Origin of the sequence: Aquipseudomonas alcaligenes NBRC 14159, assembly GCF_000467105.1 — a bacterium.
GTDB lineage: Bacteria > Pseudomonadota > Gammaproteobacteria > Pseudomonadales > Pseudomonadaceae > Aquipseudomonas > Aquipseudomonas alcaligenes.
In genome coordinates this window covers 125427-140683 of sequence record NZ_BATI01000012.1, presented here as the reverse complement: position 1 = coordinate 140683, position 15257 = coordinate 125427, and the positions used below count along the sequence as shown (strand labels likewise).

Here is a 15257-nt window from a genome sequence, read left to right as displayed (position 1 = left end):
ATGCTATCTCGCCACCACTATCAGCCAACTTTTGCCGAGCGCTATCCGATCCCGCTGTTAGCGGCGATTCTGGATTTTTCGATTGTTGTCATCAGCTGCTACGCGGCGCACTTCTGGCGATTTGCTCGACTGGCCATGGATGGCCGCTATACGCTGACGGCCTTTCTGTTCGCGTTTCTGGTCATCTGCTGCCTATGGGCGTTCGGGGTCTACAGTTCCTGGCGCGGCAAATCCTTTATTAACCAGCTGGGGCGCCTCTATGCCGGTTGGCTGGTCGCGCTCGGCGTCGCTCTTACTCTGACCTTCTCCCTGAAGATATCGGCCACTTACTCGCGGCAATGGTCTTTCGCCATGTTGGCGCTGGGGATCGTGGGCAGTACGTTGCTGCGTTTCGCCATATTCCAGCTGCTGCGCTGGTTGCGCTCCAGTGGCCGCAATCTGAAGACGGTGGTGCTGGTCGATGCCGGTGGGCGTGCTGCCGAGCAGCTGGGGCGTGGTCGTTCTTTACGTGAATTCGGTTATCACGTCGCCCGTAGCCTGCCCTATGAGTCAGGGGACGCCTGGTTGCCGGCACTGGTTGCCGCCGTCGAGGAAGAAAGGGCACACGAGGTCTGGCTCTGTCTCCCCCTGACGGCAGGTGACTCGATCAAGGCGGTGCTCTATGCGCTGCGCCATCATACCGTCGAGGTACGCTTCATTCCCGAGTGGGGAGATATTCCGCTGCTCAACCACAAGGTCAGCAGTATCGCCGGGCTTTACTCCCTAGACCTCAGCTGCAGTCCGATGGATGGACCTGCCAGGCTGGTCAAGCGGTTGGAAGACATCGTGATCGGCGGGGCCATCTCGCTGGCCATCCTGCCGGTTTGCCTGTTGATCGCGCTCGCGATCAAGTGCACGTCACCGGGGCCAGTGGTGTTCAAGCAGTACCGCACCGGTATCAACGGCAAGCGCTTCAAGGTGTACAAGTTCCGCTCCATGGTTGTGCACCAGGAGCATGAGGGTTGTGTGACCCAGGCCACCAAGAATGATGCCCGTGTGACTGCCGTTGGCGCTTTCATCCGTCGAACCAGCCTCGACGAGCTGCCGCAGTTCTTCAATGTCTTGCAGGGGCGCATGTCTATTGTCGGGCCAAGGCCCCACGCCCTGGCGCACAACGACTACTACAAGGATCTGGTCGAGTCCTACATGCAGCGGCACAAGGTCAAGCCCGGAATTACCGGCTGGGCACAGGTTAATGGTTATCGTGGTGAAACCGACACGCTGGAGAAGATGCAGAAGCGTGTCGAACATGACTTGTGGTATATCGACAACTGGTCACTGGGCTTGGATCTGAAGATTATTCTCCGCACAGTCTTCAAGGGATTCCTGAACTCCAATGCCTATTGAGCTTTTATGATATGAAGAGAGCTTTGTGCTCCTGCGTGCGAAGATTTCTTATGTTAAAAATTGCGGAGGTTGCTGTTGGATCGTGTTCAAGATAAGAGTGACTCGCACTGGCTTAGTGTCCTTACTGTGCTTTTGGCTGTAGGGCTTTTTGTACAGCTGGCGGGTTTAGTCTTCAATCATGACGGTAGTCGCTATGCCACGCAGTGTTATTTGCTGCTTTTTGCTCCGGCACTGCTCTATTTTTTGGTCGGAGGAGTGAGGCTGCTACTCTGGCAGCAGCTACCCATACTGTTGCTGACGATGCTGTTGAGTTGGGTGTTGTTGATTGGCGGGTTTCATCCAGGCTCGAATAAGAGCTTTGTAATATGGGGGAAACTAGTTCTGCTAATAGCGCTTTATCTATTCGCTGTTGCCAGCCTGGTTCGTTCGAAGCGCCATTTGAGTTGGGTTTTGGGTGGCGCACTGGCGGTTGCGGTTTTGTTTGCTTGGTGGACCTTGGTCTATCAGTATGGTGTGCTTGGTAGGCCCTACACCTACCCGGAAGTACGGCAGTTCCGTTTATCCGAGCTCGGCTGGCATGGTCTTGCTGACCTTGATCATCCGATAGTCGCCGGTCTCTACTATGGCGTGTTCGCGGTAGTGCTCTGCTGGTTCTTTGTCAGTTTTCCCGTGCGAATCTGGCAGGGTGCGCTCCTGGCAGTGGGTATGGCAGGGCTTTTGCTCTATGTGTTGTTCACTTTCTCGCGTGGCGCCTGGTTTTCGTTGGCAGGTGCGACTTTCTTGCTGCTATTGCTGGTGCCGAACCGCAAGTCTTTTAGTTTAATGGCGTTGGGGTTTATTACTCTGATGCTGTTAGCGTTTCTTTTTGGGGCGGAAATTCAAGCGGAGCGCAGTGTTGGCTTGAATAATAGAGAGCATATCTGGACTAGCTGGATGATCAGGTTGCCAGAGTTCTGGCTATTTGGCAGTGGTGGCGGTGCAGACTTCTATTTCCGCTTTCCAAATGGCTACGAGGTGTTTCACGCTCATAGCCTTTATCTGCAATTTTGGTATGAATTCGGTGTTGTCGGGGTTCTATTGCTCGTCGGGCTGTTGCTGAGCCTGCTGCACAAGGCATGGCAATGCCGTGAGCAGCCGCTGGCGAGACTGGGCGCCTCGCTATTGGTGTTTGCCATGATTGCGATGGTGTCCGACACCTATGCCGTGTTCCATCGCCCGAGTCCCTACTGGGTGGTGTTCTGGCTACCGGTCGGCATATTGCTGGGGGTACAAAAGAGGCAGCAGGCGGACTTCGGCTAGGTAGCCCTGCTTCCCTGCGGCGAGACACAAAAAAGGCCTGCAATTGCAGGCCTTTTCTTTTTTGCCGTAACTCAGGCCTTGTGGCCGTCGTAGTCGTTGAGCGAGATGACGCGGGTCTTGCCGACGCGGTGGCGGTAGATCTCGCGTAGGTACTTGATGGCTTTCTTCACGCTGTCGCGCGACAGGCGGATGTCATTGATCGAGACGAACTTGTCCTGATCGTGGATCAGCTCGCGGTACTTCTTCTCGTACATCGGCTTGATCGCGTACCAGTTGGTGTCGAGGATCTTCGCCGGGTTCTCGTACTCGTTGAGCATGGCCTCGATGCGCGCCTCATCGAAGTCTTCGGAGACGATGAAGTCGAGCATGGCGTTGTCCAGGCTCTCGTCGTAGCGGTACTGGTCGCGGGCGAAGCAGCGCTTGATGAAGGCCACGATCAGGGTCAGGAAGTCGTCCGACAGGCACGGGCTCTTGACGATCAGGGTGGTCAGCGACAGGTTGGCCGAGGCGCCGATTACCAGGGCGTAGCGCTTCAGGGTGGTGTTGGGGAACAGGCTGTTGAGGTGGGTCTTGAGCCGGTTAAGGTCCATGTAGGACAGTTTGTAGTCCTTCGGCAGCGAGACGATGGACACCACCGAGGAGCAGTTCTTGAAGAAGTGCAGGTCGCTCAGCGCACTGGCGTCGTAGTTGGACTTCTTGTACTGCTCCAGCGCCGCGCGGTAGCGCTTGGCCTCGATCGGCAGCAGGCTGATGCCCTCGATGGCCTGGGTCGCCTTGTTGAAGTGCGGCAGGTCGATGGAGCGGAAGAACAGGTCGTCGATATTGAGCTTGGGCTGCTCCTTCTCGAACACCTTGAACTTGTCGGTCGGCGCCGGTGCGGCCTGCTCGGCTACCACGGATTCCGCGTATGCCACCGCGACCGGGCCGGCCAGGCTCATGAACAGGTCGTTGGCGTCCAGGCGGATGGTCTCGCCGATGTCGATGCCGGCGCGGCGGAAGTAGTTCTGGTCGTAGTCGGTGGTCACCGCCTGGGCGGTGAGGATGTTGAAGATCTGCTGCGAGATGTACTGGTTGGCGTGGCGCTCCATGGCGTTCACGTCGATGTTCTGCACGTTGCCGCCGTCGCTTTCCTCGGCATAACGCATGATGTCGTTGGAGATCAGCATCATCGCGTTCCACGGGCGGATGCGGCGCATCACGCTCTCTTCGCCGGTCTCCTCGCTGTCGAAGTTGTAGGAGAAGTCCCACTCCTCGGCGAGGTACTTGCACAGCAGGCGGCCGGCGTTGATATGCAGGGCTTCGGACATCTCGATGCGCTGGTCGGAGATGTTCGGCAGGATGCAGATACCGCTGGTGAAGATCGGCTCGAAAACGAAGGAGTGGCCGCGGTTGTCTTCGCTGCTGCTCTCCTGCTTGGTCTCGAAGGTCTTGCTCATGTAGGCGAACTGCTGGGCCAGGCCGAACTCCGAGGCCATGCCCGAGCCGGTGCCGCCGCCGGCGCTGAAGATGTAGAAGTACAGGCGCGACTGGTTGGCCTTGATGCCGCAGGAGTCGATCAGGTAGCTGTGGATGAACTTCCAGTCGGCGTTGGAGAAGCGCTGGGTGTCCTTGTTGAGGATGATCTTGGCCAGGTATTGGCCGAGGATCGGCGCGTTACCGGCGCCACCAGCGTGGACCTCGGACAGGTCCATGATCTTCATCTTGCTGTAGTCGTCGAGGAAGCCACTGGTCTCGGCCTTGCGCGAGAAGCGGATGCGTCCCTCGATGTCCTTGTCCAGGTCGCCGAGCATCACCAGCGGTTCGATCAGGAACACCGGCTTGGCGGCGCGGCTGCCGGCCAGGCGCAGGTTGCTGCGCAGCCAGCCGGCCGGGCGCTGCTCGGAGCCACTCTTTTCCTGGTTGCTGAATTCGTTGAGGTAGAAGCGCCGCGCGTTGTACACCAGCGAGGCGACATCCAGGGCGATGTTCGAGCCGCAACGGCCGAGGCCGATCAGGCATACCGAAGGGAAATGCTGGGCATGCAGTGCATCCAGTGCGTCTTCGCCATGCAGTTTGGGGAACACCCGCTCGCGCAGACCGTCGAGATTTTCCAGGATGCGGTCGATGTCGCGCTCGGTGAAGTACATGTACTGCTCGCTACTGAGCGGTAGGGTCGAGGCGGTGATGGCCGGTACCGATGGCGGTTCGATCACGGGCGATGCGACGGTACGGGGTTCGGAAACGGTGGAATTTACGTCTTTAGTTGTTTTCATCGTCGACATTCCGTGACTGTTGGCAGCAGCTTTTCTTATTAAAGGTTTTCTATCATGAAACCCAGGCTTACATGCATAAGCACTATATACAGCGAGCGGGGTTTGTTCGAGGCGGTCGCCACTCTTTTTATCGGCCTGGTGCCCCGTCCTGCCTGGCCTGGCGACGACTCTATGGCGAAGTGCCATTTAGGCCGCGTGATGCTTTGCTTATGGTCGGTTTTCTGTCGCTCCGGCGGACGTGATAGACGCCAGTTGAATCTTCCTGAACGAGACTTATTGGTTGTTTAATAAGGTAATTTACTTGCCCATGTGGTCAGATTTGTATTGCCGTTTGGCGTTGCTGCAGAGTAGGGTAGCCGTCCCGGCCAGCGCGGCCGCCAAGCTGTTGGAAGTACTGTGAAACCCGTATCCAGGGCCCTGTTGATGCTGGCGCTGGTGCTGGCGGCGATCAATTTGCGCCCCGGCATCACCTCCTTCGCCCCGCTGATCGAACGCATTGCCGAAGAGCTCGCGCTGAGCCGCGGTCTGATCAGCCTGACCACCGCCTTGCCGGTGCTGTGCATGGGCCTGCTGGCGCCTCTGGCGCCGCGTCTGGCCGTGCGTTTCGGCCTGGAGCGCACCATCGCCTGTTGCCTCGGGCTGATCATGCTGGCGCTGCTGCTGCGTGTCGGTGGCCACCTCAGCCCGCTGCTGATCGGCAGTGCCGTGCTGCTCGGTACCGGCATCGCCGTGGCCGGGCCGCTGCTGTCCGGTTTCATCAAGCGGCACTTCCGTGAGCAGGTTGGCCAGGTGGTGGGCTGGTATTCCTTCAGCATGGCCATCGGTGGTGCCGGTGGCGCCGTACTGACCGTGCCGCTGACCCAGGGCCTGGGCGACGACTGGAGCCTGGGCCTGGCCGCCTGGTTCCTCCCGGCCCTGCTGGCCGGGCTGCTCTGGCTGCGCCTGCCGAGCCGAGCCGAGGAGGCCGTGATCGGCGATGGTCAGGGTCTGCCCTGGCGCGAGCCGCGGGCCTGGCTGGTCACCGGTTTCTTCGCGATCCAGGCCGGCTTCTTCTACACCATGGCCACCTGGCTGGTGGCGCGCTATCACGAGGCCGGCCTGAGCCTGCTGTACAGCAATGGTCTGTTCAGCCTGTTCATGCTGGTTGGCCTGCCCAGTTCCTGGCTGTTGCCCTGGCTGGCCCAGCGCTTCGACATCCGCCAGCCGCTGCTGGTGGCCTGTGGTCTGACCCTGACGCTATGCCTGAGCATGATCACCTTCCAGCCGACCCTGCTGCCGGAGCTCTGGGCCGTGCTGATGGGCTTTGCCCTCAGCGGTTCCTTTGCCCTGTCGCTGGTGCTGCCGTTGTACGAGGTGCACACGCCGCTGGCGGTCAGCCGCTGGACCGCGATGATGCTCTGCGCCGGCTACTGCATGGCCTGCCTTGCGCCAATTCTGGTCGGTCTGGGGCGTGATCTGGCGGGCAGCTACCAGGCACCGTTCATGGTGCTGATCGGCCTTGGCGCGCTGATGAGCCTGATTGCCTGGGCCCTGCGGGCACCGAAACGGTCGACATAGGCACTGGTTCCTTTGCAGGGAGGACTCCCTGTGTTAGAAGGCTGCCTGCACTTTCTGGAGTACCCGCGTGGAGTCCGAATCCATCGTCTATGGCTGTATCCGCGACTGGCCGTCCGGTGATCGCGAGCAGCGCCTGCTGCGCCGTGGCACCAATCGCCGGGTGCTGGAGCAACTGCCCCAGGGCGACGCCTGGCCGTTTCTCGGCCGCGAAATGTTCTCCTTCTGCGGCAACGAGGGCGAGGGTCTGTACCAGACCCAGGTCATCCACTTCGGCGCCAGCTATCAGGCCATCGAGTATGAGTGGGCGCTGTGGGTCAAGGAATTCGAGGCCTTGCTGCAGCGCCTGTACTGGGCCAGCGCCGTGGTGCATCTGGAAACCGAGCTGAACGGCCTGCACACCTTCCGCTGGGAGTCCGAGAGCGGCTTTCACAGCCCGCAGGAGGCCGATCTGCGGATGCGCTGCGTGTGGGAGCGCGAGGGCAGCCTGCGCGGCTGAGAGATAACGCCATGCTCAACTACGTCTGGTTCTTCCTTGCCGCGCTGTTCGAGATCGCCGGCTGCTACGCCTTCTGGATGTGGCTGCGGCTGGGCAAGAGCGCCTGGTGGATCGCCCCGGGGCTGCTCAGCCTGACCCTGTTCGCCCTGCTGCTGACCCGCGTCGAAGCGGCATATGCCGGGCGCGCCTATGCCGCCTACGGCGGGGTCTATGTGGTGGCTTCGCTGTTCTGGCTGGGGCTGATCGAGCGTACCCGGCCGCTGCTGTCGGATTGGCTGGGCGCTGCACTGTGCCTGCTCGGCGCCGGCATCATCCTGTTCGGTCCGCGCGTCGCCAGTCACTAGGGCTGGTCGCGCGCCGCTAGTCCTCCAGCCACTCCTTCGGTACTTCCTCGCGCAGCGCCAGCTGGCACTGCTGGCTGTCCGCATCGAAGACGATCACGGCCTGCCCCTTTTCCAGCGCCCGGCGCGCCCGCTCCACGCGGGTCGCCAATGGCGTGTCGTCGCCGTTGTCGGTGCCTTCGCGGCTGACGAAGTCTTCCAGCAGGCGGGTCAGGGTCTCGGCTTCGAGCAGTTCGTGGGGAATCAGCATGGCGCGTCCTCGGCAGGGTGCGCCATGCTAATCGGTCGCGCGTGCAGGGGCGAGCAGGTAGTGGTCGAGCATGGCGTAGAGCTGCTGGTGGTCCAGCGGCTTGCCGAGAAAGTCATCCATGCCGACAGCCTGCCCGGCGGCGCGGTGCTCTTCGAGTATGTGGGCGGTCAGCGCGACGATGGGAACCGCCTGCAACTGGCGTTCGCGCTCCAGGATACGGATCTGCCGGGTGGCTTCGAAACCGTCCATTTCCGGCATCTCGCAGTCCATCAGGACCAGCTGGATGGCACCGGGATCGCGGCGATACTCGGCGACCGCGCTGCGCCCGTCCGCCACCAGGCGCATCGAGTAGCCGCGTTTCTTGAGGAAGCCTTCCACCACCATCTGGTTCACCCGGTTGTCCTCGGCCACCAGAATGCACGGTGCGCGGCCATTGCGCCGTTCGAGCGTCGGCGGCACGGCTGCCTCGGCCTGGCGGCGCTCGCTGTAGAGCGCGTGCAGCGTGGCGCGCAGGGCGGTGACCGACAGCGGCAACGGTAGGCCGAGCAGGCGTAGCCCCAGGCCTTCGGGCAGCGGCTGGTATTGCTCCGGCGAGCTCAGCAACAGGACCCGCTGCCCCTGTTCCAGGTACGGGCGCAGGCTGTCCAGCCATTGACTGCTGCTGCCCGGCCACGGCGCCATCAGTACCAGCAGTGGCGGGCTGGCGAAGTCCGCGAGGAAGTCCTGCAGACGCTCCGGGTCCTGGCAGCGCTGGGTGCGCATGCCCCAGCGACCGAGCAGATGGCTCAGGCAGTCGAGCCCCTGGCTGTCCAGCGAGCAGAGTAGGGCGGTGCGACTGTCGAGCAGCCGGGGCAGGTCGTCGCTGCACTCGGCGGGTGTCCGCAGGGGGATGTCGAAGGCGAAGCGCGAGCCCTGGCCCGGCGTGCTCTGCACCTCGATGCGTCCCCCCATCATCTCCACCAGTTCCTTGCTGATGGCCAGGCCCAGGCCGCTGCCGCCATAGCGGCGGGTGGTGCTGGAGTCACCCTGGGAGAAGGACTTGAACAGCTGCCCAAGGGTGTCGCCACTAATGCCGATGCCACTGTCGCTGACGGCGAACACCAGGTGCGCCTGGCCCTGGCTGTCGCTGCGGCGGCAGATGGTCAGGGTCACATGGCCCTGCTGGGTGAATTTCAGGGCGTTGCCCAACAGGTTCATCAGCACCTGCTTGAGGCGTGTCGGGTCGCCCAGCGCGCGCCGCGGCACACCGCCTTCCAGGCTGACGTACAGACGCAGGCGTTTCTCCAGGGCCTGGGCGGTGAACAGCATCAGGGTGTCCGAGGCCAGCTCCTCGAGATCGAACTCGATTTCCTCCAGGCTGAGCTTGCCGGACTCGATGCGCGCGTAGTCGAGGATGTCGTTGATCACCGACATCAGGGCGCTGCCGGAGCTGGCGATGGTGTCCACGTAGAAGCGCTGGGTACGGTCCAGGCTCGTCTCGCGCAGCAGCTGCAGCATGCCCAGCACGCCGTTCAGCGGTGTACGGATCTCGTGGCTCATCTTGGCCAGGAAACGGCTCTTGGCCTGGCTCTCGAATTCTGCCCGCTCGGCGGCCTGGTGGGAGCGGAAGCCTTCTTCCTTGAGCAGGTTGATGCGGTCGGCCAGGCCCAGTGACAGGGTCAGCAGCTCGAAGGTCGAGCCCAGCTTGACGGCGGTGGCGCCGTAGATGCCGAACAGTTCGAGGCCCAGCGAGCCGCTGGTGGCGAGGATGAAGCAGACCAGCAGCGCGCCCCAGGCCAGCACGTAGTAGGAGCCGTAGCGCAGGCCGCGCCGCCAGACGTAGATACCGATCAACAGGAGGATGCTGGAGAACACCAGCACGGTCAGGCTGGCCAGGATGTTCCAGGCCTGCAGGCCGATCAGCGGCCCCGACAGCAGGCAGAGGAAGATGGCCAGCATGAGCAGGCGCATGCCCTTGTCCAGCCTGGGGAAGTTCTGCGGGATGCGCAGGAAGTGGCGGCTGAACTGCACCGCGACCAGGCACAGCAGGAACATCAGGATATAGATGCTCACCGACTGCAGGGCGATGTGCTCGGGCAGCAGCTTGAACAGCATGCCGTCGAAGGCACAGGCGAACAGGGCCGATACCAGGATGTAGGCCAGGTACCAGAAGTACGCCCGCTCGCGCAGCGAGACGAACAGGAACAGGTTGTACACGAACATGGCGAACAGCACGCCGTAGAAGGCGCCGTTCAGCCCCATCAGGTTTTCCTGGGTCGCCGCGCTGGCGCCATGGGTGCTGAAGTACAGCGGTACGAAGATGGTGCTGCTGCTCTGCACCCGCACCAGCAGGGTATTGCTGCCGGGCGGCAGCTCGACGGGGAACCAGAAGTTGCGCACCTGCACCGGGCGCTGGGCGAAGGCAAAGCTGTCACCGCTCTGCTGGCTGTGCAAGCGGCCATCCTCGTCCTGCAGGTACAGGTCGATGCGATCGAGCAGGGCGTAGTTGATCTCCAGATAGCCGGAGAGCGGCTGCGGGCGGCTGTTGACCAGGCGGACCTTGAACCACCACACCGAGTCGTTCTTGCCCAGGTTGGCGTGGTCGCGGGTGACCGCGGTAAAGGCGCTGTCCGGCAGGCGCCGAACTTCATCGGCGCTCAGGCGGCCTTGGCGGTCCTCGTGATAACCCATGTAGGGGGCCAGGGACAGGCGCAGTTCGTCACGGTCCAGCGGTGCCGGGGTGAGCGCCCATGACGGCCCGCAGAGGCAGAGCAGCAGGACGGCCAGAAACAAGCGTGGCATCAGCCACCTCGATTTTCTTATCGGTTATGTCCTGCACTTTGCCCACTCGCGCGCGCGCCTTCAAGCACTCGTTGCGCTCAGTCCGGATCGCTCTGCCGTGGCTGTCCCAGCACGCTGTCCAGGGTCGGCAGCGGGGTATCGCTGGACATCTGCAGGTCGTGCTCGATCTGGTGGCTGAAGCGCTCCAGCGACTGCTCGCGGGCCGGCTGGGCGTCGCTGGCGAACACCGGCGGGCTGAGCAGGTAGGCGCCGATCAGGCGGCTGAGCGCCGCCAGGCTGTCGATATGGGTGCGCTCGTAGCCGTGGGTGGCGTCGCAGCCGAAGGCCAGCAGGGCGGTGCGGATGTCGTGGCCGGCGGTCACCGCCGACTGGGCGTCGCTGTGGTAGTAGCGGAACAGGTCGCGGCGCACCGGGATCTCGCCGTCACCGGCCAGGCGCAGCAGGTGGCGCGACAGGTGGTAGTCATAGGGGCCGCCGGAGTCCTGCAGGGCCACGCTGACGCAGTGCTCGCTGGATTGCTGGCCGGGCGCCACCGGGGCGATGTCGATGCCGACGAACTCGCTGACGTCCCAGGGCAGCGCGGCGGCGGCGCCGGAGCCGACTTCCTCGGTGATGGTGAACAGCGGGTGGCAGTCGATTTCCGGTTCCACGCTGCTCTCGACGATGGCCTTGAGCGCGGCCAGCAGGGCCGCCACGCCGGCCTTGTCGTCCAAGTGACGGGCACTGATATGGCCGCTGTCGGTGAACTCCGGCAGCGGGTCGAAGGCGACGAAATCGCCCACCGCCACGCCCAGGGCCTCGCAGTCAGCGCGGGTGGCGCAATAGGCGTCGAGGCGCAGCTCGACCTGATCCCAGCTAATCGGCAACTGGTCCACCGCGGTGTTGAAGGCGTGTCCGGAGGCCATTAGCGGCAGCACGCTGCCGCGCAGTACGCCGTTGTCGGTGAACAGGCTGACGCGGCTGCCCTCGGCGAAGCGGCTGGACCAGCAGCCAACCGGGGCCAGGGCCGGGCGGCCGTTGTCCTTCAGCTCGCGGACGATGGCGCCGATGGTGTCGAGGTGCGCCGACACCGCGCGGTCAGGGCTGGTCTGGCGGCCCTTGAGGGTGGCGCGAATGGTGCCGCGGCGGGTCAGCTCGAAGGGGATGCCGAGCTCCTCCAGGCGTTCGGCGACGTAACGCACGATGGTGTCGGTGAAGCCGGTGGGGCTGGGAATGGCGAGCATCTCCAGCAGCACCTGGCGCAGGTAGGCGAGGTCGGGTTCGACGAGTCGGGTCATGAGGTCTCCTCGGAGGCGGTTGTGCTGGCTCAGGGATGCACGCGGCTGAGCGGGAACAGCAGGTCGATGAAGCGTTCGGCGGTCGGTTGCGGCTCGTGGTTGGCCAGGCCGACCCGCTCGTTGGCCTCGATCAGCACGTAGTCGGGCTGGTCGGCGGCCGGCACCAGCAGGTCGAGGCCGACCACCGGAATCTCCAGCGCCCGCGCGGCGCTTACGGCCGCCTCGGCCAGCGCCGGGTGCAGGCGCGCGGTGACATCCTCCAGGGTGCCGCCGGTGTGCAGGTTGGCGGTCTTGCGCACGGCCAGGCGGGAGCCGGCCGGCAGCACGCTGGAGTAGTCGTAGCCGGCATCGTGCAGGGTGCGCTGGGTCTCGGCGTCCAGCGGGATGCGGCTCTCGCCGCCGGTGGCGGCCTGGCGCCGGCGACTCTGTGCCTCGATCAGCGCGCCGATGCAGTGCACGCCATCGCCGACCACGCTGGCCGGGTGGCGGATGGCGGCGGCCACCACCTGGTAGCCGATCACCACGATGCGCAGGTCCTGGCCCGGGTGGTAGCTCTCCAGCAGCACGCGGCTGTCGAAGCGACGGGCGCGTTCGATGGCGTCTGCCACCGCCTCGGCACTGCGCAGGTCCACGGCCACGCCCTGGCCCTGCTCGCCGTCCACCGGCTTGACCACCAGCGCGCCATGCTCGGCGAGAAAGGCGGCGTTCTCCTCGGCGCTGCCGGCCAGGCACTGCGCCGGCTGGCGCAGGCCGGCGCGGGCAAAGGCGCGATGGGTCAGGCGCTTGTCCTGGCACAGGCTCATGCTCAGCGCGCTGGTCAGGTCCGACAGCGACTCGCGGCAGCGGATGCGCCGGCCGCCCTGGCTGAGGGTGAACAGGCCGCCTTCGGCGTCGTCCACCTGCACCTCGATGCCGCGGCGCTGCGCCTCGTCGACGATGATGCGGGCGTAGGGGTTGAGCCCGGCCTCGGGACCGGGGCCGAGGAACAGCGCCTGGTTGATGCCGTTGCGCCGTTTGATGGCGAAGGTCGGCAGGTCGCGGAAGCCGAGTTTGGCGTACAGCGCCTTGGCCTGCGGGTTGTCATGCAGCACCGACAGGTCGAGGTAGGCCAGGCCACGGCTCATGCCGTGCTCGATCAGGTGGCGTACCAGGGCTTCGCCAACGCCCGGGCGCGGGCAGTCCGGGGCTACCGCCAGGCACCACAGGCTGCTGCCCAGCTGTGGGTCGGCGAAGGCGCGCTGGTGGTCCAGGCCCATCACCGTGCCCAGCACGCGGCCGCCGACTTCGTCCTCGGCCAGCCAGTAGGTTGGCCCCCCGTCCTCGCGCGGGGTCAGCCGCTCGTGCTCCACCGGCAGCATGCCGCGCTGCAGGTAGAGGCGGTTGACCTCCTGCCAGTCGGCCTCGTTCTGCACCCGGCGGATATGGAAGCCGCGAAAGCTGCGCGGCGCCGGGCGGTAGTCGGTGAACCACAGGCGCAAGGTATCGGAGGGGTCGAGGAACAGCTGCTGCGGCGCCTGCGCCAGCACCTGCTGCGGCGCGGCCACATAGAGGGCGATGTCGCGTTCGCCGGGGCGTTCCTCCTGCAGTGCGGTCGCCAGGCTGGCGGCATCCGGATAGGTATGGCCGATCAGCAGGCGGCCCCAGCCGCAGTGGATGCTCTGCGGCTGGCAGGCATCGCTGCCCTCGCGAGCCAGGTGCGCCTGCAGGCGCTGGTAGGACGGTGCCTGGCCGCGTTGCAGGCGCTGGTTGTAGGCAGTGGCGCGCATGGATGATCCCTCCCTCAGAGTCCCTGTTGATCCAGCCACAGGTGCAGCGCCGCCAGCTGCCACAGCTTGGAGCCGCGCAGCGGGGTGAGCTGGCCCTGCGGGTCGCTGAGCAGGCGGTCGAGCATGGCCGGCTCGAACAGGCCGCGATCCTGGCTGGGGTCGAGCAGCAGGTCGCGCACCCAGTCGAGGGTGGCGCCTTGCAGGTGCTTGAGGCCGGGCACCGGGAAGTAGCCCTTGGGCCGGTCGATCACCGCGTGCGGGATAACCTGGCGGGCCGCTTCCTTGAGCACCTGCTTGCCGCCGTCGCCGAGCTTGAAGCGCGCCGGGATGCGCGCGGCCAGCTCGACCAGGCGGTAGTCGAGGAACGGCACGCGCGCCTCCAGGCCCCAGGCCATGGTCATGTTGTCGACCCGTTTCACCGGGTCGTCGACCAGCATCACCGTGGTATCGAGGCGCAGCGCCTTGTCCACCGGCGCGGCGGCCCCGGGCATGGCGAAGTGGTCGCGGACGAATTCGCCGGCCCAGTCCTCGCCCTGCCACTTGCGCTGCAGGGTATCCAGCAGCTCGCCGTGGTCGCGGTCGAAGAAGGCCGTGCGGTAGGCCTCGAAGGTGTCGCAGCGACCGTCCACCTGCGGGTACCAGTGGTAGCCGGCGAACAGCTCGTCGGCGCCCTGGCCGCTCTGCACCACCTTGCAGTGCCTGGCCACCTCGCGCGATAGCAGGTAGAAGGCGATGCAGTCGTGGCTGACCATCGGCTCGCTCATGGCGCGGAAGGCCGCCGGCAGCTGCTCGACTATCTCCCGCTCGCCGATGCGCAGCTGCTGGTGGCGGGTGCCGTAGTGGTTGGCGATCAGGTCGGAGTAGTGGAACTCGTCGCCGCGTTCGCCGCCGGCATCGGCAAAGCCGATGGAGAAGGTCGACAGGTTGTCGACCCCTGCTTCACTCAGCAGGCCGACCAGCAGGCTGGAGTCCACCCCGCCGGAGAGCAGCACGCCGACGTCCACGGCGGCGCGCTGGCGAATGCTCACCGCCTGGCGCAGGCCGTCGAGCACGCGGTCGCGCCAGTCCGCCAGCTCCAGGGTGATTTCGTCGCGGTGCGGGCCGAATTCCAGCTGCCACCAGCACTGCTGCTCGCGGTTGCCGTTCAGGTCCAGGCGCAGCCAGCTGGCCGGCGGCAGCTTCTCGACGCCGCGCAGCAGGGTGCGCGGGGCGGGCACCACGGCATGGAAGTTGAGGTATTGATTGAGGGCCACCGGGTCCAGGCCGGTGTCGATGCCACCGCCCTGCAGCAGGGCTGGCAGGGTCGAGGCGAAGCGAAGGCGCGCGCCGTCCTGGGTCAGGTACAGCGGCTTGATGCCGAGGCGGTCGCGGGCCAGGAACAGGCGCTCGCGGTCACGCTCCCAGATGGCGAAGGCGAACATGCCGTTGAGCTTGGGCAGCAGCTGCTCGCCCCAGGCGTGGTAGCCCTTGAGCAGCACCTCGGTGTCGCCGTCGGAGTGGAACTGGTAGCCCAGCGCCTGCAGTTCCGTGCGCAGTTCCGGGTAGTTGTAGATGGCGCCGTTGAACACCAGACTCAGGCCCAGCTGGTGATCGATCATCGGCTGGCCGGAGGCTGGCGCCAGGTCCATGATCTTCAGGCGGCGGTGGCCGAAGGCCAGTGGTCCGCTGCTGTGGAAGCCACAGGCGTCAGGGCCGCGCGGGGCCAGGTGGTGGGTGATTTTCTCGAGGGCGGCCAGGTCGGCCGGCTGTTGGTCGAAGCGTAGTTCTCCAGCGATTCCGCACATAAGTCCTTACCGGTGTTGCCGTTGGGGAGGGGTTCGCGCGGTCACGAACCTTTTTACACCCAAACAAA

Annotated in this window: 11 protein-coding genes; 5 read left to right on the top strand and 6 right to left on the bottom strand. The window is 64.5% G+C overall.

The genetic code is table 11. The annotated features are described in order from the left end of the window. Together PA6_RS09130 and PA6_RS09125 are read left to right on the top strand one after the other, a co-directional pair. Entirely contained in the window at positions 1-1386 is a 1386-nt protein-coding gene (locus tag PA6_RS09130; protein WP_021700617.1) for an undecaprenyl-phosphate glucose phosphotransferase, read from the top strand. 75 nt (positions 1387-1461) lie between these two features. Continuing rightward, positions 1462-2685: an O-antigen ligase family protein gene (locus tag PA6_RS09125; RefSeq protein ID WP_021700616.1), complete on the top strand. Its 1224-nt coding sequence runs from the start codon at positions 1462-1464 to the stop codon at positions 2683-2685. Between the two features lie 71 nt (positions 2686-2756). Here PA6_RS09125 and PA6_RS09120 read toward each other — a convergent pair whose 3' ends face one another. Beyond that, positions 2757-4937: a hypothetical protein gene (locus PA6_RS09120; protein WP_021700615.1), complete on the bottom strand. Its 2181-nt coding sequence runs from the start codon at positions 4935-4937 to the stop codon at positions 2757-2759. A gap of 396 nt (positions 4938-5333) precedes the next feature. Here PA6_RS09120 and PA6_RS09115 point away from each other — a divergent pair, with 396 nt between their 5' ends. From PA6_RS09115 to PA6_RS09105, 3 genes are all read left to right on the top strand, one after another. Further along, positions 5334-6494 carry an MFS transporter gene (locus PA6_RS09115; protein WP_081693961.1) on the top strand — a complete coding sequence of 387 codons (1161 nt, stop codon included), beginning with the start codon at positions 5334-5336 and terminating at the stop codon, positions 6492-6494. Positions 6495-6561: 67 nt separating this feature from the next. Continuing rightward, positions 6562-6990, top strand: coding sequence for a hypothetical protein (locus PA6_RS09110; RefSeq protein WP_021700613.1), 429 nt, complete (start codon positions 6562-6564; stop codon positions 6988-6990). Positions 6991-7001: 11 nt separating this feature from the next. After that, a complete protein-coding gene (locus PA6_RS09105; protein ID WP_021700612.1) occupies positions 7002-7334 on the top strand; it encodes a YnfA family protein in 333 nt (110 codons plus the stop codon). 16 nt (positions 7335-7350) lie between these two features. Here PA6_RS09105 and PA6_RS09100 read toward each other — a convergent pair whose 3' ends face one another. The 5 genes from PA6_RS09100 to PA6_RS09080 form a co-directional block, all read right to left on the bottom strand. After that, positions 7351-7581: a YheU family protein gene (locus tag PA6_RS09100; RefSeq protein WP_021700611.1), complete on the bottom strand. Its 231-nt coding sequence runs from the start codon at positions 7579-7581 to the stop codon at positions 7351-7353. 27 nt (positions 7582-7608) lie between these two features. After that, the gene (locus PA6_RS09095) at positions 7609-10362 is read right to left on the bottom strand and encodes a hybrid sensor histidine kinase/response regulator (RefSeq protein ID WP_021700610.1); all 2754 of its coding nucleotides are present in this window, start codon (positions 10360-10362) and stop codon (positions 7609-7611) included. A 77-nt stretch (positions 10363-10439) separates the two neighbouring features. Beyond that, entirely contained in the window at positions 10440-11639 is a 1200-nt protein-coding gene (locus PA6_RS09090; RefSeq protein WP_021700609.1) for an osmoprotectant NAGGN system M42 family peptidase, read from the bottom strand. A gap of 29 nt (positions 11640-11668) precedes the next feature. Then, on the bottom strand, positions 11669-13405 hold the full coding sequence (ngg, locus tag PA6_RS09085; protein ID WP_021700608.1) for an N-acetylglutaminylglutamine synthetase: 1737 nt from the start codon (positions 13403-13405) through the stop codon (positions 11669-11671). A 14-nt stretch (positions 13406-13419) separates the two neighbouring features. After that, positions 13420-15189 (bottom strand): N-acetylglutaminylglutamine amidotransferase, encoded by a 1770-nt coding sequence (locus tag PA6_RS09080; protein WP_021700607.1) that lies wholly within the window; start codon positions 15187-15189, stop codon positions 13420-13422. Positions 15190-15257 lie beyond the last annotated feature (68 nt).

Bases quoted from the DNA above. Each gene is read 5' to 3' on its own strand.
- PA6_RS09120 (WP_021700615.1), bottom strand. From the start codon at position 4,937: ATGAAAACAACTAAAGACGTAAATTCCACCGTTTCCGAACCCCGTACC.
- PA6_RS09080 (WP_021700607.1), bottom strand. From the start codon at position 15,189: ATGTGCGGAATCGCTGGAGAACTACGCTTCGACCAACAGCCGGCCGAC.
- PA6_RS09105 (WP_021700612.1), top strand. From the start codon at position 7,002: ATGCTCAACTACGTCTGGTTCTTCCTTGCCGCGCTGTTCGAGATCGCC.
- PA6_RS09130 (WP_021700617.1), top strand. From the start codon at position 1: ATGCTATCTCGCCACCACTATCAGCCAACTTTTGCCGAGCGCTATCCG.
- PA6_RS09095 (WP_021700610.1), bottom strand. From the start codon at position 10,362: ATGCCACGCTTGTTTCTGGCCGTCCTGCTGCTCTGCCTCTGCGGGCCG.
- PA6_RS09090 (WP_021700609.1), bottom strand. From the start codon at position 11,639: ATGACCCGACTCGTCGAACCCGACCTCGCCTACCTGCGCCAGGTGCTG.
- PA6_RS09100 (WP_021700611.1), bottom strand. From the start codon at position 7,581: ATGCTGATTCCCCACGAACTGCTCGAAGCCGAGACCCTGACCCGCCTG.
- ngg (WP_021700608.1), bottom strand. From the start codon at position 13,405: ATGCGCGCCACTGCCTACAACCAGCGCCTGCAACGCGGCCAGGCACCG.